Annotated in this window: 24 protein-coding genes; 9 read left to right on the top strand and 15 right to left on the bottom strand. The window is 66.4% G+C overall.

What is annotated here, in order from left to right; genetic code table 11:
- Window positions 1-131: 131 nt before the first annotated feature.
- The 3 genes from ACXAD2_RS13755 to ACXAD2_RS13745 form a co-directional block, all read right to left on the bottom strand.
- Window positions 132-2,471, bottom strand: a complete 2,340-nt coding sequence (locus tag ACXAD2_RS13755) for an aldehyde dehydrogenase family protein (RefSeq protein WP_475171063.1) — start codon at window positions 2,469-2,471, stop codon at window positions 132-134.
- A 31-nt stretch (window positions 2,472-2,502) separates the two neighbouring features.
- Entirely contained in the window at window positions 2,503-3,495 is a 993-nt protein-coding gene (deoC, locus tag ACXAD2_RS13750) for a deoxyribose-phosphate aldolase (RefSeq protein ID WP_475171057.1), read from the bottom strand.
- A 72-nt stretch (window positions 3,496-3,567) separates the two neighbouring features.
- Window positions 3,568-4,257 carry a hypothetical protein gene (locus ACXAD2_RS13745; protein WP_475171053.1) on the bottom strand — a complete coding sequence of 230 codons (690 nt, stop codon included), beginning with the start codon at window positions 4,255-4,257 and terminating at the stop codon, window positions 3,568-3,570.
- A 255-nt stretch (window positions 4,258-4,512) separates the two neighbouring features.
- Between ACXAD2_RS13745 and ACXAD2_RS13740 the strand changes: the two genes are divergently transcribed.
- Complete coding sequence (locus tag ACXAD2_RS13740; RefSeq protein WP_224898624.1) at window positions 4,513-4,857, top strand: antibiotic biosynthesis monooxygenase family protein; 345 nt, start codon at window positions 4,513-4,515, stop codon at window positions 4,855-4,857.
- Window positions 4,858-4,915: 58 nt separating this feature from the next.
- On the opposite strand, the gene ACXAD2_RS13735 is transcribed toward ACXAD2_RS13740, so the two are convergent.
- The 3 genes from ACXAD2_RS13735 to smpB form a co-directional block, all read right to left on the bottom strand.
- On the bottom strand, window positions 4,916-6,100 hold the full coding sequence (locus tag ACXAD2_RS13735) for an amino acid aminotransferase (protein ID WP_475171044.1): 1,185 nt from the start codon (window positions 6,098-6,100) through the stop codon (window positions 4,916-4,918).
- On the bottom strand, window positions 6,100-6,957 hold the full coding sequence (gene sseA / locus ACXAD2_RS13730; RefSeq protein ID WP_475171039.1) for a 3-mercaptopyruvate sulfurtransferase: 858 nt from the start codon (window positions 6,955-6,957) through the stop codon (window positions 6,100-6,102). The genes ACXAD2_RS13735 and sseA overlap by 1 nt, the downstream gene beginning before the upstream one ends.
- 104 nt (window positions 6,958-7,061) lie before the next feature.
- Complete coding sequence (gene smpB / locus ACXAD2_RS13725) at window positions 7,062-7,535, bottom strand: SsrA-binding protein SmpB (RefSeq protein ID WP_066102316.1); 474 nt, start codon at window positions 7,533-7,535, stop codon at window positions 7,062-7,064.
- 380 nt (window positions 7,536-7,915) lie between these two features.
- Here smpB and puuE point away from each other — a divergent pair, with 380 nt between their 5' ends.
- The 4 genes from puuE to ACXAD2_RS13705 all read left to right on the top strand — a co-directional run bounded on the left by puuE (window position 7,916) and on the right by ACXAD2_RS13705 (window position 12,116).
- Entirely contained in the window at window positions 7,916-9,328 is a 1,413-nt protein-coding gene (puuE, locus tag ACXAD2_RS13720; protein WP_475171031.1) for an allantoinase PuuE, read from the top strand.
- A 5-nt stretch (window positions 9,329-9,333) separates the two neighbouring features.
- Window positions 9,334-10,176: a bifunctional allantoicase/(S)-ureidoglycine aminohydrolase gene (locus ACXAD2_RS13715; RefSeq protein ID WP_475174870.1), complete on the top strand. Its 843-nt coding sequence runs from the start codon at window positions 9,334-9,336 to the stop codon at window positions 10,174-10,176.
- The gene (locus ACXAD2_RS13710; RefSeq protein WP_164181158.1) at window positions 10,173-10,670 is read left to right on the top strand and encodes an ureidoglycolate lyase; all 498 of its coding nucleotides are present in this window, start codon (window positions 10,173-10,175) and stop codon (window positions 10,668-10,670) included. The genes ACXAD2_RS13715 and ACXAD2_RS13710 overlap by 4 nt, the downstream gene beginning before the upstream one ends.
- 78 nt (window positions 10,671-10,748) lie before the next feature.
- Window positions 10,749-12,116 (top strand): uracil-xanthine permease family protein, encoded by a 1,368-nt coding sequence (locus tag ACXAD2_RS13705; protein ID WP_224898615.1) that lies wholly within the window; start codon window positions 10,749-10,751, stop codon window positions 12,114-12,116.
- A 22-nt stretch (window positions 12,117-12,138) separates the two neighbouring features.
- On the opposite strand, the gene ACXAD2_RS13700 is transcribed toward ACXAD2_RS13705, so the two are convergent.
- Window positions 12,139-12,744: a hypothetical protein gene (locus tag ACXAD2_RS13700; RefSeq protein WP_475171024.1), complete on the bottom strand. Its 606-nt coding sequence runs from the start codon at window positions 12,742-12,744 to the stop codon at window positions 12,139-12,141.
- Window positions 12,745-12,917: 173 nt separating this feature from the next.
- Between ACXAD2_RS13700 and ACXAD2_RS13695 the strand changes: the two genes are divergently transcribed.
- The 3 genes from ACXAD2_RS13695 to ACXAD2_RS13685 all read left to right on the top strand — a co-directional run bounded on the left by ACXAD2_RS13695 (window position 12,918) and on the right by ACXAD2_RS13685 (window position 14,676).
- Window positions 12,918-13,208, top strand: a complete 291-nt coding sequence (locus ACXAD2_RS13695; protein ID WP_475171021.1) for a hypothetical protein — start codon at window positions 12,918-12,920, stop codon at window positions 13,206-13,208.
- On the top strand, window positions 13,180-13,881 hold the full coding sequence (locus tag ACXAD2_RS13690) for a hypothetical protein (protein WP_224898608.1): 702 nt from the start codon (window positions 13,180-13,182) through the stop codon (window positions 13,879-13,881). Before ACXAD2_RS13695 ends, ACXAD2_RS13690 begins: the two co-directional genes overlap by 29 nt.
- A gap of 285 nt (window positions 13,882-14,166) precedes the next feature.
- The gene (locus ACXAD2_RS13685; protein ID WP_475171011.1) at window positions 14,167-14,676 is read left to right on the top strand and encodes a hypothetical protein; all 510 of its coding nucleotides are present in this window, start codon (window positions 14,167-14,169) and stop codon (window positions 14,674-14,676) included.
- Window positions 14,677-14,709: 33 nt separating this feature from the next.
- Here ACXAD2_RS13685 and ACXAD2_RS13680 read toward each other — a convergent pair whose 3' ends face one another.
- The 4 genes from ACXAD2_RS13680 to ACXAD2_RS13665 all read right to left on the bottom strand — a co-directional run bounded on the left by ACXAD2_RS13680 (window position 14,710) and on the right by ACXAD2_RS13665 (window position 17,696).
- On the bottom strand, window positions 14,710-15,951 hold the full coding sequence (locus ACXAD2_RS13680; RefSeq protein ID WP_475171007.1) for a lytic murein transglycosylase: 1,242 nt from the start codon (window positions 15,949-15,951) through the stop codon (window positions 14,710-14,712).
- Between the two features lie 95 nt (window positions 15,952-16,046).
- Entirely contained in the window at window positions 16,047-16,649 is a 603-nt protein-coding gene (locus tag ACXAD2_RS13675; RefSeq protein WP_475171004.1) for an SCO family protein, read from the bottom strand.
- Window positions 16,650-16,659: 10 nt separating this feature from the next.
- Window positions 16,660-17,223 (bottom strand): copper chaperone PCu(A)C, encoded by a 564-nt coding sequence (locus ACXAD2_RS13670; RefSeq protein ID WP_475170998.1) that lies wholly within the window; start codon window positions 17,221-17,223, stop codon window positions 16,660-16,662.
- 116 nt (window positions 17,224-17,339) lie between these two features.
- Window positions 17,340-17,696 (bottom strand): hypothetical protein, encoded by a 357-nt coding sequence (locus ACXAD2_RS13665; protein ID WP_475170997.1) that lies wholly within the window; start codon window positions 17,694-17,696, stop codon window positions 17,340-17,342.
- 246 nt (window positions 17,697-17,942) lie between these two features.
- Here ACXAD2_RS13665 and ACXAD2_RS13660 point away from each other — a divergent pair, with 246 nt between their 5' ends.
- Window positions 17,943-18,779 (top strand): DeoR/GlpR family DNA-binding transcription regulator, encoded by an 837-nt coding sequence (locus ACXAD2_RS13660; protein ID WP_475170993.1) that lies wholly within the window; start codon window positions 17,943-17,945, stop codon window positions 18,777-18,779.
- Between the two features lie 13 nt (window positions 18,780-18,792).
- Here the strand turns inward: ACXAD2_RS13660 and ACXAD2_RS13655 are convergent, their stop codons facing one another.
- The 4 genes from ACXAD2_RS13655 to ACXAD2_RS13640 all read right to left on the bottom strand — a co-directional run bounded on the left by ACXAD2_RS13655 (window position 18,793) and on the right by ACXAD2_RS13640 (window position 21,662).
- Window positions 18,793-19,581: an aldolase gene (locus tag ACXAD2_RS13655; RefSeq protein WP_475170988.1), complete on the bottom strand. Its 789-nt coding sequence runs from the start codon at window positions 19,579-19,581 to the stop codon at window positions 18,793-18,795.
- A 242-nt stretch (window positions 19,582-19,823) separates the two neighbouring features.
- Window positions 19,824-20,591, bottom strand: a complete 768-nt coding sequence (gene rutD, locus ACXAD2_RS13650; protein WP_475170983.1) for a pyrimidine utilization protein D — start codon at window positions 20,589-20,591, stop codon at window positions 19,824-19,826.
- Window positions 20,591-20,974 (bottom strand): pyrimidine utilization protein C, encoded by a 384-nt coding sequence (gene rutC, locus ACXAD2_RS13645; RefSeq protein ID WP_164181183.1) that lies wholly within the window; start codon window positions 20,972-20,974, stop codon window positions 20,591-20,593. The genes rutD and rutC overlap by 1 nt, the downstream gene beginning before the upstream one ends.
- Complete coding sequence (locus tag ACXAD2_RS13640; RefSeq protein WP_157373977.1) at window positions 20,967-21,662, bottom strand: isochorismatase family protein; 696 nt, start codon at window positions 21,660-21,662, stop codon at window positions 20,967-20,969. The genes rutC and ACXAD2_RS13640 overlap by 8 nt, the downstream gene beginning before the upstream one ends.
- Between the last annotated feature and the right edge of the window lie 5 nt (window positions 21,663-21,667).

Here is a 21,667-nt window from a genome sequence, read left to right as displayed (position 1 = left end):
TCGCGGGGCCGTTTTCTCAACGCCGCGGCGAAGGACAGCCCTTTAGACAAGGCAGCCGCCTGAATCAACGATGAATCATCAGCGGAATTGGCGGGGCGCCATGCGCCCCGCGCAAGCCGACTCAGCGCGCGTCACGCGCCCCAAGGGATCCAGACGGTCTGCACCTCGGTCGCCGCCTCGAGGAAGGGCTCGCCCTCGGCCGCCGCCGCGGACCAGTCGCGCGCCTTGCCGTCGTTGACCCATGTGCGCTTGAGGTTGCCCGCAGCGCCCGCCTCGATGGCTTTCGACAGGTCCGACGAGGAGAAGCTCCACACCGCCTCCACATCCATGTGGCTGGCGAGGGTCGATGCAAGGTCTTCATGCGGACCGGTCAGGATGTTGACCACCCCGCCCGGCAGGTCCGACGTGTCGAGCACCTGATAAAAGTCCGTCGCCGCCAGCGGGAAGGGCTCGGAGGCGACCAGCACCACGCGGTTGCCCATGGCAATGGCGGGCGCCATGACCGACACCAGCCCCAGCAGCGGCGCCTCGTCCGGGCAGAAGGCACCGATCACACCGGTGGGCTTGCGCAGCGCCAGCGCGGTGCCGCGCAGCGGGACGGGCTTCACCGTACCCTCGTATTTATCGGCCCAAGCGGCATAGGTGAAGAGCCGGTCGACCGAGGCCTCGACCTCCGCCGCGCCGGTCTTTCCGCCAGTCATCGCGTCGATCCGCGCCGCGAACTCGCCAGCCCGCGCCTGCAGGTTCTCGGCGATGAAATAGATCACCTGCGCGCGGTTGTGTGCCGTGGCCGACGACCAGCCCGCAGCCCCCCGCGCCGCCTCGACGGCGTTGCGGATGTCCTTGCGCGACGAGATCGGCGCCTGCCCCAGCAGACGGCCCTTCTTGTCGTAGATGTTCTGCGCGTAGCCCCCATCGGGCCGCGCCTGCTTGCCGCCGATGTAGAGCTTGGCTGTGCGGTCCACGTCCTGCGGCTCGGCGCTCTCACCGGCGAAGGATTCAACCTTCTTCAGCGCCTTCGACTTGCCCGCGGGCCGCGTGTAGGCGCCAAGACCTTCCCAGCCACCCTCGCGGCCAAAGCCGCTCTCGCGCAGCCCGCCGAAGGGCGCCGCAGCGTCGAACATATTGCTGCCGTTGATCCAGACCACCCCGGCCTCGAGCTTTGGCGCCACGTCGAGCGCGGTGTTGATGTTTTCCGACCAGACCGAGGCCGCGAGGCCATAGCGCGTGTTGTTGGCGATCTGCACCGCCTCGGAGGGCGTGCGGAAGGTGGTCGAGACCAGCACCGGGCCGAAAATCTCTTCCTGCATCAGCACCGAGGCGGGCGAGAGACCCGTCACCAGCGTCGGCGCGATGAAGCAGCCGTCGGGCGCGGCGCAGCCGGTGTAGACCTCGCCCTCGCCGCTCGCCTTGGCCATCAGCGCCTCGATCCGGGCCTTCTGCTCGGGGTCGACGATGGCGCCGATATCGATGCATTTGTCGAGCGGATCGCCGATGCGCAGCTTGTCCATCCGCGCCTTGAGCTTCTCGTGGAAGCGCTCGGCGATGCCCTCCTGCACCAGCAGGCGCGAGCCCGCGCAGCACACCTGCCCCTGATTGAACCAGATCGCATCCACCAGCCCCTCGACCGCGCTGTCAAGATCGGCGTCCTCGAACACCACATAGGCCGATTTGCCACCCAACTCGAGCGTCAGGGATTTGCCGCTGCCCGCGGTGGCGGTGCGGATCTTGCGGCCCACCTCGGTGGAGCCGGTGAAGGCGATCTTGTCGACCTCGGCGCCGACGATCATCTCGCCTACCGCGCCATCACCGGTGACGATGTTCACAACGCCCTTCGGCAGCCCGGCCTGCTGGCACAGATCGGCAAAGCACAGCGCGGTCAGCGAGGTCCATTCGGCGGGTTTGAGCACCACCGTATTGCCCATGGCCAGCGCCGGCGCCACTTTCCACGCCAGCATCAGCAGCGGGAAGTTCCACGGCACGATCTGCCCGCAGACGCCCAGAGGCTCCTGCCCCGACATCTCCGCCTCCATCAGCTGCGCACAGCCCGCGTGGTAGTAAAAATGCCGCGCCGCCAAGGGGATATCGATATCCCGGCTCTCACGGATCGGCTTGCCGTTGTCCAGCGTCTCCAACACCGCCATCAGCCGCGCATGTTTCTGCAGCAGCCGCGCCAGCGCATAGAGGAAGCGCGCCCGGCCCTTGCCGCCCAGCTTTGCCCAGCCCGGCTGCGCCGCGCGCGCGGCCTTCACCGCCGCGTCGACATCGCCCTGCGTGGCCTGGGTGACCTCGGCCAGCACCTCGCCGGTGGCGGGGTTGCGGCTCTCGAAGGTCGCGCCCGGCTTGGTGAAGCCGCCGTCGATATAGCAGCCAAAACGCGAGCCCTGATCGACAATCCAGGTCAGCGCATCCGCGGCGCTCTCGGGGGCCGGTCCGTAGTCCATGCTCTCGAAAATCTCTTTCACGCCCATGTCATTGTTCTCCAAATACGCAGACGCGCCATCAGCTCGTGGCGTGGCGCCAGGAGGCCGAGTAGGCCCCGGTCACGTGGTGTTCCAGCTGGCGCTCGATGTCGCCCAGCAGCGAAGAAGCCCCGAAGCGGTAAAGGTCGGGCTGCAGCCAGCGGTCGCCCAGCTCTTCCTTGACCAGCGCCAGATAAGTCACCGCATCCTTGGCCTTGGAAATCCCGCCCGCAGGCTTGTATCCGACGCGATAGCCGGTCTCTTCGAAATACTCGCGGATCGCCCGCATCATCACGAGACTCACGGGCAGGGTCGCGTTGACGCTTTCCTTGCCGGTCGAGGTCTTGATGAAATCGGCGCCGGCCATCATGCAGACCATGGAGGCGCGCGCCACGTTCTGCAGCGTGCCCAGCTCGCCGGTGGCGAGGATCGCCTTCACATGCGCCTCGCCGCAGGCCTCGCGGAAGGCGCGCATCTCGTCATAGAGCGCCTGCCAGTCGCCAGTCAGCACGTGACGGCGTGAGATGACGATGTCGATCTCCCGCGCGCCCGCCTTCACGCTCTCGCTGATCTCGGCGACGCGCAGATGGAAGGGCGACAGCCCCGCCGGGAAACCGGTGGAGACCGCGGCCACGGGAATGCCCGTGCCCTCCAGCGCCGCGACGGCGGGGGCGATCATGTCGTGGTAAACGCAGACCGCGCCGGTGGTCAGCCCTTCGAGCCCCAGCGCCTCGAGGAGATCGGCCCGCACCGGCTGGCGCGCCTTGGCGCAGAGCCGCGCCACGCGGCCCGGCGTGTCGTCGCCCGACAGCGTGGTCAGGTCGATGCAGCTGATGGCGCGCGCGAGCCACGCCGCCTGATAGTCCTTCTTCACCGAGCGGCGGCCCGGCAGCGTCGCGGCGCGGCGCTCGATCGCCGAGCGGTTGGCGGTGCAGCGCATGACCACGTCCATATCGAGCGGCATGCCGGGGTTGCGCGGCTCGTGGACCTGCGGCAGCAGGCGGGTCTCGTCTCGGGTCATCGTGTCAGACATGGATCACATCCTCCGGGATGAAGGGTCGCATGAGCCCCTCCTGCGGGCAAGCTGGCGCAGGAGCGGGCCGGGTCAGCGGATACGGTTGGACAGCCAGCGCAGAAAACCGTTCTTCTGCGGGCGCAAAAGTTCAAGGTGCAGGATGCGCGGTTTCGGCGCGTCGGACCAGATCAGCTCCGACGCCTCGAAGACGCGCTTGTTGAATTGCGGGGTGAAGGCATAGAACGTCGCGTCCGAGCGCCACAGCGCCTCACGAAAGCTCGGCTGGTCGATCTTCATCCCGGAGGCCGCGAAACTCTCGGCCCAATCGGCAAAGAGCGCCAGCACGGCAGGCGTCTTGCGATAGAGCAGCACGCCGGTGTTGATCTCGGGGAAGGTCTCGGGCAGGTCCTCGCGGATCGGCTTCTGATGCCGGGGCCGATGCCAGAGGATCACCTGCGTGCCGCAAATCTCGTATTTGCGCAGCAGGTCGAAGAAACTGCCCAGATCCGCCCGCACGATCGTGTCGTTGTCGAGAAACAGCGTCTCGTCATAGGGGCTCTCGCCCAGCACGTTGACCTTGGGCCGCTTCAGACCCTCGGGAATGTAGATCGCCTGATCGAAGCCCGAGACATCGTCGCCTTCCTTGCACCAGATCGTGGTGCCAAGCGTCGGGTTGTGCTTCTTGACGCTCGCCGCCGAGCGCCGCGCCACATCGACATGGTCGCGCCCCCAGGCCACGTAGACCACCCCGCGGCGGGGCGTGATGTCACTTTGCGTCATGCAAACCTCCGATACTGCTGGGGGACATAGGGCTTTGGCAGCGGTCTGTAAATCCGCCGCCCCGCGCTGACCCTGCGGCAGCACGGGAGCCGCCGCGCCGCACCAATGCGTATTTGGAAAGAGAAGAAGCGGGACACCGCCAAGGCCCCATCCCTTCTTCTCTTTAAAAATACGCATGGCGAAAGGCTGCCGCCTCGCGGCCGCTTGCCATTTCCCGGCGCCGCGGCGACACCTGCAGGCAAGGAGGACAGAACCATGATCGCCATAATCTTCGAGGTCATCCCCGCGGCGGGGCGCAAGGATGACTATCTTGACATCGCCGCCGCCATGCGCCCCATGGCCCAAGAGATCGAGGGGTTCATCTCGGTCGAGCGCTTCCAGAGCCTCACCAACCCCGGCAAGCTTTTGTCGATCAGCTTTTTCGAAGACGAAGCGGCGGTGGCGCGCTGGCGCAGCCTGGCCGAGCACCGCGGCGCGCAGAAGGCCGGGCGCGAGGGGATTTTCGCGGACTACCGGCTGCGGGTGTGCCATGTGCTGCGCGATTACGGCATGGAGGACCGGGCCGAGGCGCCGCAGGACAGTCTCGCCGTGCACGGCTGAGGCAGACATGAAAACGCGGGCCAAAAGGCCCGCGTCTCGCGTTTCAGAGTACCCGCGCTCAGACGCCGGATTTGATGATCGCCTCGGCGAGGATCGGCACGGTGGTCTCGTTGAGCCCCGCGATGTTCAGACGCGAGTCGCCCACCATGTAGACACCATGGTCGCGGCGCATGGTCTCGACCTGCTCGGGTGTGGCGCCGAGGCGCGAGAACATGCCGCGGTGCTGGGCGATGAAACCGAAGCGGTCCGAGCCCGACAGGCGCTGCAGTTCCGACGCCAGTTGCTCGCGCAGGCGCAGCATCGACAGGCGCACCGCTTCGAGCTCCGCCGCCCAATCGGCGCGCAGCTCGGGATCGGCCAGAACCATCGACACCAGACGCGCGCCGTGATCCGGCGGGAAGGAATAGTTCTGACGGTTGAGGTAGTTCAGCGTGCTCTGGTTCAGCTTCTGCGCGCCAGCATCCTTGGCCACCGCCATCAGCAGGCCGGTGCGCTCGCGGTAGATGCCGAAGTTCTTCGAGCAGGAGGCGGCGATCAGGCACTCGGGCACCGAGGAGGCCACGAGACGGACGCCCGCCGCATCCTCTTCCAGCCCGTCGCCAAAGCCCTGATAGGCGATGTCGATCATCGGCGTGCCCTCTTTCTCGAGCAGCAGGTCGGTGACCGCCTTCCACTGCGCGAGGTTGAGGTTGGCGCCGGTGGGGTTGTGGCAGCAGCCGTGCAGCAGCACCACGTCGCCCGGCATCACCTGATGCAGGTCGGCGATCATGCCGACGAAATCGACGGCGCGGGTCTCATTGTCGAAATAGCGGTAGGGGACGATCTCGAGCCCCATGTGCTTGAGGATCGACAGGTGGTTCGGCCAGGTCGGGTCGGACACGAAGACGCGGGCCTTGGGGTTGGCCTGCTTGATCATGTCAAAGCCCTGACGCACCGCGCCGGTGCCGCCCGGCGTCGCCGCCGCGGCCACGGTTTCACGCGGGACTGCATCGCCGAGCACCAGCTCGATCATCGCGTTCGAGAAAGCCGGATCGCCCGCCAGACCGGTATAGGCCTTGGTGGTCTCACTCTCCCAGAGCTGCTTTTCTGCGGCCTTGATGGCGTGCATGACGGGCGTGTTGCCGCTGGCGTCCTTGTAGACGCCGACCCCGAGGTCGATCTTCTGCTCCCGCGGGTCTTCGCGGTAGGCCTGCATCAGCATCAGGATCTTGTCGGCGGGTTGCTCTTTCAGAGTCTCGAACATCAGTCCTCTCCGGTGGCGACGGGCAGCGTGGGGAATTGCCCCCACTCGCTCCAGGACCCGTCATAAAGGGCATGGTCGGTCTTTCCCATGCGTGTCAGGGCAAGGCTCAGGATCGCCGCGGTGACGCCCGAGCCGCAGGTGGTGATCGCGGGTTTGCTCAGATCGACCCCGGCGGCCTCGAAGGCGGCGCGCAGCGCATCGGGCGCCTTCAGCGTCTGATCGCCGTTCAGCAGCACCGAGAAGGGCACGTTCTTCGATCCGGGGATGTGCCCCGCGCGCAGACCCGGCCGCGGCTCGGGCACGGCGCCGCGAAAGCGCTCGGCGCCGCGGGCATCGATGATCTCGTGATCGCGCAGCTTGGCGGCGGCAGAGACCTGCGTGACATCCTTCACCAGGTGGTTCTGGCGGCGCACCATCATGTGGCGGTCGCGGATGATCGGCGGCAGATCCTCGATCTCGCGGCCCTCGGCCTGCCATTTCGGCAGACCGCCGTCGAGCACGGCGGTATCGTCATGGCCCATCAGCTTGAAAAGCCACCACACGCGGGCTGCGGAAAACAGGCCCGCGCCATCGTAGACCACGATCTGATGGCCATCGCCGACGCCGAGGGCGCGCATCCGGGACATGAATTTGTCCACCGGCGGCACCATATGCGGCAGCTCCGAGCGCAGGTCGGAAATCTCGTCGATGTCGAAGAAGCGCGCGCCGGGAATATGCGCGGCCTCATATTCGGCTTTCGGATCGCGGCCCGAGCCCGGCAGGTACCAGCTCGCATCGAGCAGGCGCAGGTCCGGGTCCTTCAGGTGGCGCGCCAGCCAGTCGGTCGACACCAGCGTCTTGGGATCGTCACTTGCCATCACCTCTCCCCGGGGCAGTCAGCATCGTGTCGTCTCTACGGTGCTCGCCGCAGACTGGCAACCCTGAGCCGCCCGGCCCCGCGAGTTGCTGGGCTTCCCGCGTCTCAGCCACGCTCCTTGAGCAGACGCTGCTTCTGGCGGTTCCAGTCGCGCTTGGCCTCGGTCTCGCGCTTGTCGTGGTTCTTCTTGCCCTTGGCGATGCCGATCTTCAGCTTCACCACGCCCTTGTGGTTGAAATACATGACCAGCGGCACGATCGTCATGCCCTTGCGCTGGGTCTCGTTCCACAGCCGGGCCAGCTCTTTCTTCGAGACCAGCAGCTTGCGGCGGCGGCGTTCCTCATGCGGGAACATGGCGCGAGTGTAGGGCGCGATATAAGAGTTCACCAGCCACAGCTCGCTCTCTTCCACCGCGGCGTAGCTCTCGGCGATGTTGGAGCTGTTCTCGCGCAGGCTTTTGACCTCCGAGCCGGTGAGCACGATACCGCATTCGATATCGTCCTCGATCGCGTAATCGAAGCGCGCGCGCCGGTTCTCGGCGATGATCTTGTAGTTCGGGTCGGACTTCTGCTTGGCCATGATGGGTGCACATAGGGTCTGAGGGGCGCTCTGTCCATATGGTGCCGCGCTAAAGGGCCTCTGCCCCAGAACGAAAAAGAGGGGGCTCTGCCCCCGAGCCGCTGCGCGCCTCTCCCCCGGGATATTTGGATCTAGACGAAGACAGCAGACCGCCGCGAACCAGACTTCGTCTAGACCAAAATATCCCCGCCGGAGGCTCCGGCGGCACCGCAGGCGCGGGGCCGGGCGATGGCGCCGCGGAGGCCGCAAGAACTTGCTCCTTTTTTCAGCGGTGCTAACAGAAGAGGCAAGACGCGCGCGAAGAGCGGCCGCTTTGCGGTTCCGCCCCGCCCGGCGCGCCAGTATCGACAGGAGAAAGACCCATGCCAGAGGACCGGCAGATGCAGCGCTATCCCCGCAATATGATTGGCCACGGCCCCGACCGCCCCGACGCGAAATGGCCCGGCGGCGCGAAGATCGCCGTGCAATTCGTGCTCAACTACGAAGAGGGTGGCGAGAACAACATCCTGCATGGCGATGCCGCCTCCGAGGCGTTCCTGTCGGACATCGCTGGCGCCGCCATGTGGCCCGGCCAGCGGCACTGGAACATGGAGTCGATCTATGAGTACGGCGCCCGTGCCGGGTTCTGGCGGCTGCATCGCCTCTTCACCGGCTACGACATCCCGCTGACCATCTATGGCGTCGCCACGGCCCTCGCCCGCTCGCCCGAGCAGGTCGAGGCGATGAAGGACGCGGGCTGGGAGATCGCCTCGCACGGGCTCAAGTGGGTCGAGCACAAGGACATGCCCGAGGAGGAGGAACGCGCCGCCATCGCAGAGACGATCCGCCTGCACAGCGAGGTCGTCGGAGAGGCGCCGCGCGGCTGGTACACCGGGCGCTGCAGCGCCAATACCGTGCGTCTGGTCGCCGAGACCGGCCAATTCGACTATGTCTCCGACACCTATGACGACGACCTGCCCTATTGGCTCGAGGTGGACGGCCGCGATCAGCTGATCATTCCCTACACGCTCGAGGCCAATGACATGCGCTTCGCCACCTCGCCCGGCTGGATCGAGGGCGAGATGTTCTACACCTACCTCAAGGACGCCTTCGACACGCTCATCGTCGAGGGCCAAGCGGGCAAGCCTGCGATGATGTCGGTGGGGCTGCACTGCCGGCTCATCGGGCGCCCGGGCAAGATGGCCGGGCTCAAACGTTTCCTCGACTATATCGGCGGCTTCGAGGGGGTCTGGACCCCGACCCGGCTGGAGATCGCCGAGCATTGGGCCAAGACCCACCCGCCGAAGAAGGGCCCGCGCCCGTCGACCATGGACCGCGAGACCTTTGTCGGCACCTTCGGCGGCATCATCGAGCATTCGCCCTGGGTCGCCGAGCGCGCCTTTGATCTGGAACTGGGCGCGGCGCATGACCGTCCGGCGGGGCTGGCCAATGCGCTCGCCCGTGTGCTGCGCACCGCCAGCCACGCGGAACGGCTGGGCGTGCTGCAGGCCCATCCCGACCTCGCCGGCAAGCTGGCCGAGGCCAAGCGCCTGACCGAGGACAGCACCGCCGAACAGGCCAGCGCCGGGCTCGACGCGCTGACCGACGCCGAGCGGGCGCGGTTCACCGAGCTGAACACCGCCTATGTGGACAAGCACGGGTTTCCGTTCATCATTGCGGTGCGCGACCATGACAAGGCAGGCATCCTCGCTGCCTTCGAGCGGCGCATCGCCAATGACACAGAGACCGAGTTCGCCGAGGCCTGCCGGCAGGTCGAGCGCATTGCGCGCCTGCGGCTGGAGGCGGTGCTGTGAGCGTGATGTCCCCGCCCCGAACCTACGCCTTTCCGCCAGCCGGCATGCCCCCGCGCGAGGATGACCCGCATGGCGCGGCGGTCTTCACCACCGCCTATGCCTTCATCCCGGCGGGCACCATGCGCGACATCGTCACCTCGCTGCTGCCCGGCTGGCAGCAGACCCGCGCCTGGATCATCGCAAAGCCGCTCTCGGGCTTTGCCGAGAGCTTCGCGCAATATGCGGTCGAACTGGCCCCGGGCGGCGGCAGCGACGCCCCCGAGCCCGACCCGCAGGCCCAGGCGGCGCTGCTGATCACCGAAGGCACGGCGCGGCTGAGCGTTGCCGGAGAGACCTTTGATCTGCGCGCGGGCCATGTGGTCTACCTGCCGCCGAGCTCGGGCTGGACGCTGTGGAACGCTGCCGAGACCCCCTGCAGGTTTCACTGGATCCGCAAGCGCTGGGAGGCGGCGCCCGGTGTGTCGGTGCCGCCGGTGATCGTCACCCATGACGACGAGGTGCCGGTCAACTGGATGAAGGGTTGCGAAGAGCTTTGGGGCACGCAGTGCTTCTTCGACCCCGAAGACATCCGCCACGACTTTCACGCCAATATCGTCACCTTCGGCAAGGGCGGACGCATCCCCTTTGCCGAGACCCATGTGATGGAGCACGGGCTTTACGTGCTGGAGGGACACGCGCGCTACCTGCTCAATCAGGACTGGGTCGATGTCGGCCCGGGCGATTTCATGTGGCTGCGCGCCTTCTGCCCGCAAGCCTGCATCGTCGACGACAGCGCGCGCTTTCGCTACCTGCTCTACAAGGACGTCAACCGCCACGTCTCGCTGGCCCCGGTGGGAGCGGCGCGATGAAAGAGATCACCATCAAGCCGCTGACCGCCGAGGCCTTTGCCCCGTTTGGCGAGGTGCTCGAGATCAAGGGCGCGCCCGACAAGATCATCAATCAGGGTCTGTGCGGGCGGCATCACGACCGCGCCGAGATGGACTTCGGTCCCGGTGGGCGTGCGGGCATCAGCCTTTTCGACGCCGAGCCGCGCGCCCTGCCCTACACGCTGGACCTGGTCGAGCGGCACCCCGAGGGCAGTCAGGCCTTCCTGCCCATGCATCAGAACGAGTGGCTGGTGATCGTGGCCGAGCCCGGCGCGGACGGCAACGCGGCACCGGGGGCGATCCACGCCTTCCTCGCGGCACCCGGACAGGGGATCAACTTCCACCGCGGCACATGGCACGGGGTGCTGACGCCGCTGCATGCGCCCGGGCTCTTCGCCGTGGTCGACCGGATCGGCGAGACGCCCAACCTTGAAGAACACTGGCTGGAGGAGCCGCTGCTTATCACCCGGGGCTGACGCGCCCCAACGCCCCGCGCAAACGCCCGGCAGAGGCGGCGGGTCATCTCATGACCTTGGAAAGAGGGAGACTATGGAATGACTGACGCAACCGCCGCCAAGGGCCACCCGATCGGCACGCCCGAACAGCTGAGCGATCCCAATTACATGCCGCCGCTCGGCAAGGCCGTGCCGCTGGGGCTGCAGCACGTGCTGGCGATGTTCGCCTCGAACGTCACCCCGGCGATCATCATCGCCGGGGCCGCGGGCTTCGGCTACGGCTCGAACAGCCCCGACTTTCCCAACATGATCTACATGATCCAGATGGTGATGCTGTTTGCCGGGATCGCCACGCTGTTCCAGTCGATCGGCTTCGGCCCGGTGGGCGCGCGGCTGCCAATCGTGCAGGGCACCTCTTTCGCCTTCCTGCCGGTGATGATCCCGGCGGTGGCGGGACAGGGCGTTGCGGGCATGGCCGGGCTGATGACCGGTATCGTGATCGGCGGGCTGTTCCACTTCTCGCTCGGCTTCATCGTCACCAAGATCCGCCACGCGCTGCCGCCGCTGGTCACCGGGCTCATCGTGCTGATGATCGGCCTCGCGCTGCTGAAGGTCGGCATCCAATATGCGGCGGGCGGTGTGCCGAAGCTGGGCACGCCGGAGTTTGGCAGCCTCGCCATGTGGCTCCCGGCGCTGGTGGTGATCATCGTGACGCTCTGCGTGAAGTTCTTCACCCAAGGGCTGCTGTCGCTCTCGGCGGTGCTTGTGGGGCTGGTCGCGGGCTATCTCGTCGCCTTCTTCATGGGGCAGGTCAGCTTTGCCAGCGTCGGCAATGCGCCGGTCTTCGAACTGCCCATGCCGTTCCGCTGGGGCATCGAGTTCAATGCCGCGATCATCATCGGCATGTGCTTTATGGCGATCATCTCGGCGATCGAGACCGTGGGCGACGTCTCGGGCATCACCAAGGGCGGCGCCGGGCGCGAAGCGACCGACCGCGAGGTAGGCGGCGCGACCTTTGCCGACGGGCTCGGCTCGGCCATCGCAGGCGTTTTCGGCGGGCTGCCCAACACGTCCTTCAGCCAAAACGTCGGGCTCATTTCGATGACCGGGGTGATGAGCCGCCACGTGGTGACCATCGGCGCGCTCTTCCTGATCGTCTGCGGGCTGGTGCCCAAGGTCGGCGCCGCGGTCTCGACCGTGCCGATCAACGTGCTGGGCGGCGCGGTGATCGTGATGTTCGGCATGGTCTGCGCCGCGGGGGTCAACATGCTCTCGGAGGTGGTCTGGAACCGCCGCAACATGGTGATCTTCGCGATCTCGCTGTCGGTCGGCTTTGGGCTGCAGCTCGAGCCTTCGGCGCTGCAGCACCTGCCCCAGACGGCGCAGGTGCTGCTGACATCCGGCCTTCTGCCGGCGGCGGGCCTGTCGATCGTGCTGAACCTGCTGCTGCCGCAGGATATGCACTGAGACCTCGGCCCAGGCGGTGCGCTCAGTCGCGCCGCCCCCCGTACTGCCCGTCGTGCCGCCAGTCCCGCTTCCAATCGCGGTTCCAGTCGCGGTTGCGGTCATGGTCGCGCGTGGACCGGCTGCCAGCCACGCGCCAGCCCGCCTTTTCGAGACATTGCACCGAGAAAGCCCGCTCGCGGTCATTGCCGACCCGCACCTTGCTGCGGCAGCGATCCGGCAGCGCATCGGTGCGCACCGCCGCGCTGCGCAGGCAGGACCGCAGCATCACCTCGCCGCGCTCACCGCGCACCTGCCGTGCGCAGGCCCCCGGCAACACGCCCTTGACCTGCGTCTTCGCACCCGGCGAGTGGCGGTCGTTCTTGGTCTGCTCAAAACGATAAGGACGCGGCAGATAGGGGCTGGGGTCGGAGCCACGGAACTGCGCCTGTTCCTTGTAGCGCGGCTTGCTGTCGTCATCACGCGCATCGGCGCGGGCCTCGCTGACCGCCCTGCCGATCATGTAGACGACGGCAGCAGTGCCCAGCACTTTAGCCACATCCTTCGCATCGGCGGCGCGCGCAGGGGCCGCGGAAAATCCGGTGACCAAAAGCGAGCCGGAAAGAATGGCGGCGATGAATTTCCTGGACATGGGCTGTCTCCTTCGGGGTTGAACCTGCGGGGTAGCACGGCAGATGCCGCGATTGACCCAAGCCTCTGTCCGACCCGGCAAAACAGGCAATATCCCTCCGATGTTATCGGATATCCGCCGCCTATCCGTCTGGGGCTATTGAATTGCCGCCGCGGCGCGCTCAGTCTTTGGGTATGAAAACGCCGCTCCTTGCCCTTGCTCTTCTCGCCTCTTTCGTCGCCTCGGCGGCGCAGGCTGACTGCTATGCCGAGTACAAGGCAAAACAGGACGACCCGCTGCGTCTGCAGTATGGGATCGCACTGCTCCCCACCCCCGAATGCCCGACGAAGAACACCGCCGCCGCGCAGCTTGAAATCCGGCTCGACCGGAACGGCTGGACGCTGCTGAGCATCGTCGGCCTGTCGGAACAGGAGCCCTCGGACAAGAAGAAGAAAAATGCCGGTGACTTCTACCTCCGCTACTGACGCGCGCCGCACCGGCGGGCGGATCGTCACCTTCGGGATCGTCGCCATCATTGCGCTGCTGGCCCTCGCTGGCGGCCTGTTGATGCTCACCCTGCCCGATGGCAACGCCTTCAACGCCCGCGTCGAGCGCATCTTTGTCGAGCAGGACCTGACCGCGCAGGCCGAGGTCAAGCTGCTGGAGATCCTTGCCCAGTCGGGGACCGCCTTTGCCGACACGCTGGCGAGCTATCGCATGGTGATCTTCGTGCTGCTGATTTTCGCCGCGGCGATGCTGGTGGCGGCCTTGGTGTTCCTTGTCATGCTGGCGGGAATGAACCGCCGCATGGCGCAGATCGAGCGCTCGGGCATTCAGGTTAGCTCGCTGATCATCAGCCGCGAAGAGAATATGGTCTATCTCAACACCATGGGCTTCAAGCTGACGGCGGCGATGATCGAGACGCTGTCGGTGCTGGCCGAAGCGCGGATGGACGACGAGATGCTGACCGGCGCGCAGATCGAAGCGGTGATCTCGGGACGCGATGCGAGCGACTGCGAAGAGGCGGCGGGCGCCACCCGCATCAAGCGGCTGCGCGATGGGCTGGGCAACCAAATGGTCAGCGAGCTTTTGGTGCGCAACATCGCGCGCAAGGGCTATCATCTGGCCATCGACAAGGACGTGATCGAGGTCGTCTAGGCCAAGCCCCCTCCACCCGCAGTCACCAAGGCAGGTCGGCGGAAAACCGACCACCGGCAGCCGTTTGACGGGCCAAAGCCCGGCGCGGCTAGATTGCACGTTTAGGTTGCGATACACTCCGAAGACCATCACCGATGGCTCACCCGCCTGCCCCCCGGATTGTCCGGCAGCGTTTTCGGCAGCGCGGATCATTTGAGACCCCTGCGGGCCGGTTTTTGGAGCCCGCGCCACGCCCGACCACGGTCCGACCGTGGCGCGCGACTTTGCAACTGAGCGGAGGCTCTCATGGCACTCAAGGAAAAATTCACCGAAACCGACTGGGCTGCGGTTCTCGAGGCACCGATGCTGGCGGGGCTCGCGATCACCGCCGCCGATCCCGGCGGTCTCATCGGCGCGGTACAGGAAAGCGCGGCCATGGCCGGCTCGCTGAAAGATGCCTCGACCGAGGATGGCACCGGCACGCTCGCCGCGGAGGTGGCCGAGGCTTACAAGACCTCGGAAGGCCGCTCGGCGGCGATGGACGGGGTCAAGGCGCTGGTGAAGGGCAAGAAGCCGCCCGAGATCACCGATGCCGCCGTCGCGCGGCTGACCGAGATCCTCGGATTGGTCAAGACGAGCGCCCCCGAAGAAGCCCCCGCCTTTGGAGATTTCCTTGTCGAGACCGCCACCCGCACCGCCGAAGCGGCGAAGGAAGGCGGCTTTCTCGGTTTCGGCGGCGAGGCGGTGTCGGAGGCCGAGAAGAAGACCCTCGGCGATATCAAAGCCGCGCTTACCGGCGGCACCGCAACCGTCTGACGCAAGGGTCCGGACCCACATAGGCGGCGCGGATCACCCGCGTCGCAGCCGGGCGAGCAGCGCCTGCGAGGGCTCGCCGGTCACCGGCAGCCCATTGCGCGCCTGATAGCCTTGGATTGCCGCCTCCGTCTTGCTTCCCAGCACCCCATCGGGCGTGCCCGCGTCAAAGCCCGCGCCGGTGAGACGCCGCTGCAACTCACGGCGGTCGTCGATGGTCAGACCATAGCGGTCGGGCGGGAAGCCGCCGCGCAGCGGACCCGCGCCCAGCAGACGGTCCGACAGATGGCCCACGCCGATCCCGTATTTCTGTGCGTTGTTGTAGCGCAGGATGACGTTGAAGTTGCGATAGACGAGGAACGCCGGACCCGCCGCGCCCTCGGGCAGCAAGAGCTTGCCCGAGCCGGACGGCATCGAGCCCCCGGGTGCGGGGCGTACGCCCGCCGAAGTCCAGCCCGCGCCGCTGCGCGTGCCGCCCGCCATCGAGGCACCGCCCGCAGGCAGCACGACTTCCAGACCCCAAGGCTCGCCACGCCGCCAGCCGCTGCGCGACAGGTAGTTGGCGGTGGAGGCCAGCCCGTCCGTCGGATCGTCGGACCAGATGTCGCGCCGCCCGTCGCCCCGGAAATCCACCGCGTAGCTTTGGTAGGTGGTGGGGATGAACTGCGTATGGCCCATGGCCCCCGCCCAACTGCCGGTCAGCTGCGAAGGGCTGGTGTCGCCGCGCTGCAGGATGCGCAGGGCAGCCAGCGTCTGTGCCTCGAAGAACGCGCCGCGCCGCCCTTCGTAGGCCAGCGTCGAACAGGCCGAGATCACCGGGATATTGCCGCGCCGGGTGCCATAGCTGCTTTCCATCCCCCAGACCGCGCAGACCACATGCGGCGGAACACCGTAGCGCGCCTCGATCTCGCGCAGCACGCCCATGTTGCGGCGCAGCTCGTCCCGGCCCTGCGAGACCTTCTGCTCGCTTGCGGTGATCGCGAGGTAATCCTCGAGCGTGCGGGTGAACTCTGTCTGGCTGCGGTCGCGCTCGATCACGCCGGGCAGGAAGCCCGCAGAGCGGAAGGCCGCATCGAACGTGCCGCCAGAGATGCCCTGCGATTGCGCGCGGCCGCGGAAGGCGGCGACCCACGCATCCCAGCCGGGGTTGGGCTGGGGCAGCAGCATCGGATCAAGCGGCGCATCGGCACTGGTGTAGCCGCCCCCGCCGCCGCCACAGCCCGCGAGCAGCGCCATCGCGCCGCCGGTGAAAAGAAAATTCCGTCTGGTACTGCCCATCTGCCCGCTCCGCCTCTTGTGTGCTTTACGTGAAGAGTGGCGCGCGCCACCCCATCCGGCAAGGGGCGGCGCAAGATTTCGGCAAGGCCCTGCCGTCAGCTGCCCGCGACCAGCGCCTGCAGCTTGCCGAGCGCCCGGTCATAATCCTCTTGATAGTTGATCAGCCCGGCGTAATCGCCGCGCGCATCGAACAATAGCACCATGGCCGAATGGTCCATCGTGTAGCCACCATCGTCGAGCGGCACGCGCCGGGCGTAGATGCGGAACGCCTTGAGCGCCTTGTCGATCTCCGCACGCGCCCCCGAAACCCCGCGCACCTCGGGCACCCATGACACATAGTCCCGAAGCTGCTCGACCGTATCGCGCTCGGGATCGACGGTGACGAAGAAGACGCGCAGCGCAGCGGCGTCACTGCCCAGCCCCTCTTCCCATGTGGCGATGTCGCCCAAGGTCGTCGGGCAGACCTCGGGGCAATGGGTGAAGCCGAAGAACACCGCCGAGGGCGCGCCCTTCAGGCTGTCTTCGGTAAAGGCGCTGCCGTCGGTGGCTGTCAGTTGGTAGTCACCCCGCCCGAGCGAGGCGGTGACGTCCTGCTCGAGCCGCGGCGCAAGCACACGGACCCACAGCAGCACGACGAGGGCCAGCAGCACCAGCCCCCAGAGCGCCAGACGGATCGCGGAAATCCCCGATTTTGTCATGCCGCAGCCCTCACCCGCCGTGCTTCATCTTACCATGACCGCCGTGGCCCATACCGCCCTTGGCGTTGGGCGCGCCGATCGCCAGCGGAACCTCGATGCTGCCCGCCTTTTCGAAGGTCAGCGTCACCGCCACGGTCTCGCCCTCCACCAGCGGCTGCTTCAGCCCCATGAGCATCAGGTGGTAGCCACCGGGCTTGAGTTGCACTGTCTCGCCAGCGGCGATGGGCAGACCTTTGGGCAGTTCGCGCATCTTCATTACCTGCCCGTCCATCGCCATCTCGTGGATTTCCATATGATCCGCCATTTCGGGCGCGACGCTCGCGGCGATCAGCCGGTCATCCTCGGTGCCGGTGTTGGTGACGGTGAAAAACCCTCCGCCAACCGGCTGATTGGGCAGAGAGGCGCGCGAGAACGGGTTCTCGATCACCAGCGCGCCAAGCTCGAAACGCGCCTCCGCAGGCGCGGTGGCGGACATCTCGCGCTGTTTCATCTGGTGGGTCATCTGGCCTTCGGCATGGGCGGCACCGGTTGCGAGAACGGCAAGGCCAAGGGCGGCAATCAAGGTGGTCTTCATCTTCGGTCTCCTTGCGCGCGCGGACGCACCGCTGCCTGCGCATGATCAGGGGCGAGGACATGCCTCGCAAAATCAGGGAAATCTGGCTCGGCGCGCCCCGAACGGGCGGCGCGCGATCAGATGAAGACCGGGGGTGCTCGGGGTGAGCGATGCGGATCGCCGCGCTGCGGGCGTGTCGCCAGATCGCGCAGGACACACGCGCTGAACGCACGGGCAATCCGCTGCGCCGGGCGATCCGACGCAATGCGCGGAGCCTCGGGCAGCAGATGGCAGACCGGACAATGATGCGCGTGGTGATGCGCCCCTGCGCCGTCGCAGAGCTCGTCCAGCGTCCCGCCCATGGCGAGATAGCTCTCAAGCGAGGCTTCCTGCGCGCCATCGGGCGCCATGCGGGCCGCGAAGACGACGCTCGCAAAGGCCACCGTCAACACGGTGGCGAGCAGCATGAGACGATGGGCAAGCGCGCGGGTCATGGCGACATGTAACGGGGTTTCTTCGCGCTTGGAAAGGGACGTGGCGTCGCATATGCAGGCAACAACAAGCGCAACGGCCCTCGCCCTGCGATAACCCCGATTAACCTTACGTTATCTTTTGTCCGACTATCTGGCTTCGTGTAAGCTTTGTTTTAACGGTGCTGCCGCGTGCCTGCAGCGCCCGCCATCAGGAGCGCGCCCTGCCGCGGCTGCAACCCGCCCGGCCTTGAAGGCGTTGACCCGACCATGACCACCGAAACGCCCGCCCGCCGGACCAAACACCCGGCAGAAAAACCCTCGCCCCGGACGTTGGGCCGGATGATGGGCGTGGTGCGCAAGGACCGCATCGCGCAGGTGATCCGCGAAAAGGGCTTCATGTCCTCTGCCGATCTCGCCGAGATGTTCGGCGTCTCCGAGATGACCGTGCGCCGTGACCTCAGCGATCTGGAAGAACGCGGCGATCTGCGCCGCACCCATGGCGGCGCCATCCTTAGCGAAACCTGCCCGCCAGACCCTGCGCCCGCGCCCTTCTTCAGCGATCGGCAGCGCGAGAATGCCGAGGCCAAGGCGCGCATCGCCCGCAAAGCCCTGTCGTTGGCCCGCCCGCAAGAGATGGTGGCCCTCGATATCGGCACGACGGTGCTGGAACTGGCGCGTCTGATGGTTGGCGATCCGGCGCGGCGCATCTTCAGCAACAACCTGCGCGTCGCGGCGCTGGAGACGCGCGCCGAGGTTTACATGCTGGGCGGCAAGATGCGGCCCGCCGCCATGTCACTGGTCGGCCCGGTGACGATGGAGCAGGCGGGCAAACTGTGGTTCGACGTGGCGTTTCTGGGCGTGTCCTCGATCACCGAGGGCGGCATCTTCGACTTCTGCATCGAGGATGCCGAGATCAAGCGGGTCTATGCCGCGCGCGCCTCGCGCTGCGTGGTGCTGGCCGATCAGAGCAAGTTCGGCGTCAACGCGCTGGTGCAGGTGGCCGGGCTCGAACGGATCGACGCGCTGGTCACCGACGCGGCCCCGACCGGCGCGCTGGCCGAGGCCCTGCAGGCCGCCGGCGTCGAGGTGATCGTCGCCGGCTGAGCGCGTCGGAAGGTCAGTCGCGGAAGCCCGGCGAGGTGACGTCAAGCTGGCGTTTGATGCTCTCAAGATGCATCCGCGCGCTTTCGGGATCGCCCTCGCGCATCAGCTTCGCGGTTTTCTCCGCAAGCTCTTCCGAGACCGGGATCAGCGGGCGGCCCGAGCTCATCGCCTTCAGCTGCACCTCGGCGGCGCGTTCGAGGTAGTAAAGATCGTCCCACGCTTCGGCGATATTGGGCGCGCAGACCATGACGCCATGGTTGCGCATGAAGATCACGTCGGCCTCGCCCATGGCCGCGGCGATGCGGTCGCCCTCGTCATTGTCGAGCGCGAGCCCGTTGTAATCCTCGTCCACCACGGTGCGGCCATAGAATTTCAGCGCGGTCTGACCTGCCCAGACCAGCGGATCGCCCTCGATCATCGTCAGGGCGGTGGCATTGGGCATATGGGTGTGAAAGGCGGCACCGACGCGCGGGTGCTGCTTGTGCAGCCGGGCGTGAATGTAGAAGGCCGTCGCCTCCGGCTCCCCTTCCCCCTGCAGCACATGCCCGTCGAAGTCGCAGATCAGCAGGCTTGAGGCCTTGGCTTCGGCAAAGGCATCGCCGAGCCGGTTGACGAGGAAGAGGTCGGGATGGCCCGGAACCACAGCCGAGAAGTGATTGCAGATACCTTCTTCGAGCCCGTAGTGCGCCGCCATACGCAGCGTTGCGGCCAGATCGACGCGTGCCTGCTGGATCTCATCAGTTTCGAGATTCACGTTGCGCAGCGGCGCCGGGGCAGAAGGTTTCAGCATCTCATGGGCCATGGGGGCAGTCCTTTCCTTGAAGTCAGGCGGAAGGTGAGCGGCGCCTTCGGATTTGTCCAGCGAGGGTACAGCTGTTCCGCCCGGGTCGGGGAGATGGAACGCCCGAGCGCGCTAAATTTTCGGCATTCGGGCACACTGATCGCAACCACGGCCATGGCGAGCGCAGACATGAAAGACGCCAGCCCGTCTGGACGGGCTGGCGTGATCGATGCAGAGCCATTGCCGCGCAATGACGGTTCGGATCACTCCGCCGTCAGGAAGGGCAGCACCTCGGCCTCGAACGCGTCGCGCTTGGTCAGGTTCATGGCGTGTCCGCCTTGCGTGAAGATCACCAGCTTGCAGCCCGGCAGGCGCTCGGCGAGCCGTTCGGACTGCGCCACATCCACCAGCGCATCATCCTTGCTGGCGACCAGCAGAATGCCCTTGCCGTCGAGCTTTTCGGGCAGGCGGAAATCGCGCAGCGCGCCGATGCGGTGCGTGATATTGGCGGCGCCTTGGAAATGCGCCACGGCATGGGCCTCTTCGGCGGCGATCTTTTCGGGATGTGCGGCGATCCAGAACGGCGGGTAGAGGAAATTCATCTGCAATGCGGCAAAGGCCTCGAGCCCCTGCCCCGCCAGCGTCGCCAACCGGATGTCGAAGCAGCGCGCGGTATGGGCGTCGATCTCGGGCCAGGCGTTGATCGCCACCACCCGCTCGACGCGGCGTTGCGCGCGCGCGGCCAGATCGAAGCCGACCAGCCCGCCGAGCGCGTGCCCCATGAGATCGAAGCGATCGACACCGGCCGCGTCGCAGACCTCGAGCACTTCGTCGGCCATATCCGCGATACTGGTCGGGCCAAGATCGCAGGCGTTCGCGCCGGTGCCGCGCTGATCGTAGAGGATAAGATCGAACTGTGGCTTCAGCGCGTCCAGATGCGGCGTCCAATAGCCCTGCGCCCCGCCGAGCCCCGAACACAAAACAAGCGTGCGGGCGCCCTCGCGCCCGCACTTAAGATGGGTGAATTCCATTACTTGATGACCGCGACCGTGGCGATCTCGACCAGCGCGTCGGGCTTCACAAGGCCGCATTGGATGCAGTAGCGCGCCGGTTTGTCGCCCGGGAAATAGGTGGCATAGACCTCGTTCACCGCCGCGTAGTTGGCCCAGTCGGTGACGAAGATATGGTTCATCACCACGTCGTCCATCGTGCCACCCGCCTTTTCGATGACGGACTTGATGGTCTCGAGCACATGCTTGGTCTGCGCCGCCGCGTCGCCCACGTGTACGACGTTGTTCTCCTTGTCGAAGGGCAATGTGCCCGACACATAGACCACCCCGTCGGCCAGCACGCCCGGCAGATAGGGTGCGAGCGGCTTGCCGGTGCCTTCGGGGATCACGGGAGTCTTAGGCATTCGAGAGTTCCTTTTCTTCCTTGGAGATAAGCGCGGCGCAGAAATCGTCGGTCTTGGCGACCCAGCCGAAGAAGGTGGCGACGTTGTAGACCGAGGCCTTCTGGATGAAGTCCGGGCCGAGGTGGTTGGTCGCATCCTCGAGCATCAGGCAGTGGTACTCGAGATGGAACGCATCGCGCAGCGAGCTTTCCACGCAGACGTTGGTGGCGATGCCGGTGAAGACCAGCGTCTTGATCCCGCGCGAGCGCAGCGCGCTGTCGAGGTAGGAGTTGAAAAAGCCCGAATAACGCGGCTTGGGGATCAGCAGATCGCCCTCCTGCGGATCAAGCTCGTCGATGATGTCATAATCCCAGCCGCCCTTGGCCAGAAGCTGACCCCAAAGCTCGGGGCGCTTCTTCATGGTCTTGATGGCGTTGGATTTCTTGACGTTGGGCGAGTCCGGGCCACCGGCCTCGACATAGGCCGGGTCCCAGCCGTTCTGCAGGAAGGTGACCAGCACGCCCGCGTCGCGGCAGGCCTTGGTGACCTTGCAGATGTTCTCGATGCACGAGCGCGCGCCAGACACGTCGAAACCGGCAAGGTCGACGTAGCCGCCCTTGGTGGCATAGGCGTTCTGCATGTCCACCACGATCAGCGCGGTGGTCTCGGGATCGAAGGGGAAATTTTCGGGTTGGGCTGTAACGTCCATTTTCT

This window comes from Salipiger sp. ABN3_019 (assembly GCF_056158605.1).
This window is presented reverse-complemented; position numbering and strand designations above follow the sequence as displayed.

Bases quoted from the DNA above. Each gene is read 5' to 3' on its own strand.
- ACXAD2_RS13700 (WP_475171024.1), bottom strand. From the start codon at position 12,744: ATGTCCAGGAAATTCATCGCCGCCATTCTTTCCGGCTCGCTTTTGGTC.
- ACXAD2_RS13680 (WP_475171007.1), bottom strand. From the start codon at position 15,951: ATGGGCAGTACCAGACGGAATTTTCTTTTCACCGGCGGCGCGATGGCG.
- ACXAD2_RS13665 (WP_475170997.1), bottom strand. From the start codon at position 17,696: ATGACCCGCGCGCTTGCCCATCGTCTCATGCTGCTCGCCACCGTGTTG.
- deoC (WP_475171057.1), bottom strand. From the start codon at position 3,495: ATGTCTGACACGATGACCCGAGACGAGACCCGCCTGCTGCCGCAGGTC.
- ACXAD2_RS13670 (WP_475170998.1), bottom strand. From the start codon at position 17,223: ATGAAGACCACCTTGATTGCCGCCCTTGGCCTTGCCGTTCTCGCAACC.
- ACXAD2_RS13705 (WP_224898615.1), top strand. From the start codon at position 10,749: ATGACTGACGCAACCGCCGCCAAGGGCCACCCGATCGGCACGCCCGAA.
- smpB (WP_066102316.1), bottom strand. From the start codon at position 7,535: ATGGCCAAGCAGAAGTCCGACCCGAACTACAAGATCATCGCCGAGAAC.
- ACXAD2_RS13690 (WP_224898608.1), top strand. From the start codon at position 13,180: ATGCCGGTGACTTCTACCTCCGCTACTGACGCGCGCCGCACCGGCGGG.
- rutD (WP_475170983.1), bottom strand. From the start codon at position 20,591: ATGGAATTCACCCATCTTAAGTGCGGGCGCGAGGGCGCCCGCACGCTT.
- ACXAD2_RS13655 (WP_475170988.1), bottom strand. From the start codon at position 19,581: ATGGCCCATGAGATGCTGAAACCTTCTGCCCCGGCGCCGCTGCGCAAC.
- ACXAD2_RS13745 (WP_475171053.1), bottom strand. From the start codon at position 4,257: ATGACGCAAAGTGACATCACGCCCCGCCGCGGGGTGGTCTACGTGGCC.
- ACXAD2_RS13740 (WP_224898624.1), top strand. From the start codon at position 4,513: ATGATCGCCATAATCTTCGAGGTCATCCCCGCGGCGGGGCGCAAGGAT.
- sseA (WP_475171039.1), bottom strand. From the start codon at position 6,957: ATGGCAAGTGACGATCCCAAGACGCTGGTGTCGACCGACTGGCTGGCG.
- puuE (WP_475171031.1), top strand. From the start codon at position 7,916: ATGCAGCGCTATCCCCGCAATATGATTGGCCACGGCCCCGACCGCCCC.
- ACXAD2_RS13715 (WP_475174870.1), top strand. From the start codon at position 9,334: ATGTCCCCGCCCCGAACCTACGCCTTTCCGCCAGCCGGCATGCCCCCG.
- ACXAD2_RS13755 (WP_475171063.1), bottom strand. From the start codon at position 2,471: ATGGGCGTGAAAGAGATTTTCGAGAGCATGGACTACGGACCGGCCCCC.
- ACXAD2_RS13660 (WP_475170993.1), top strand. From the start codon at position 17,943: ATGACCACCGAAACGCCCGCCCGCCGGACCAAACACCCGGCAGAAAAA.
- ACXAD2_RS13640 (WP_157373977.1), bottom strand. From the start codon at position 21,662: ATGGACGTTACAGCCCAACCCGAAAATTTCCCCTTCGATCCCGAGACC.
- ACXAD2_RS13710 (WP_164181158.1), top strand. From the start codon at position 10,173: ATGAAAGAGATCACCATCAAGCCGCTGACCGCCGAGGCCTTTGCCCCG.
- ACXAD2_RS13675 (WP_475171004.1), bottom strand. From the start codon at position 16,649: ATGACAAAATCGGGGATTTCCGCGATCCGTCTGGCGCTCTGGGGGCTG.
- ACXAD2_RS13685 (WP_475171011.1), top strand. From the start codon at position 14,167: ATGGCACTCAAGGAAAAATTCACCGAAACCGACTGGGCTGCGGTTCTC.
- rutC (WP_164181183.1), bottom strand. From the start codon at position 20,974: ATGCCTAAGACTCCCGTGATCCCCGAAGGCACCGGCAAGCCGCTCGCA.
- ACXAD2_RS13735 (WP_475171044.1), bottom strand. From the start codon at position 6,100: ATGTTCGAGACTCTGAAAGAGCAACCCGCCGACAAGATCCTGATGCTG.
- ACXAD2_RS13695 (WP_475171021.1), top strand. From the start codon at position 12,918: ATGAAAACGCCGCTCCTTGCCCTTGCTCTTCTCGCCTCTTTCGTCGCC.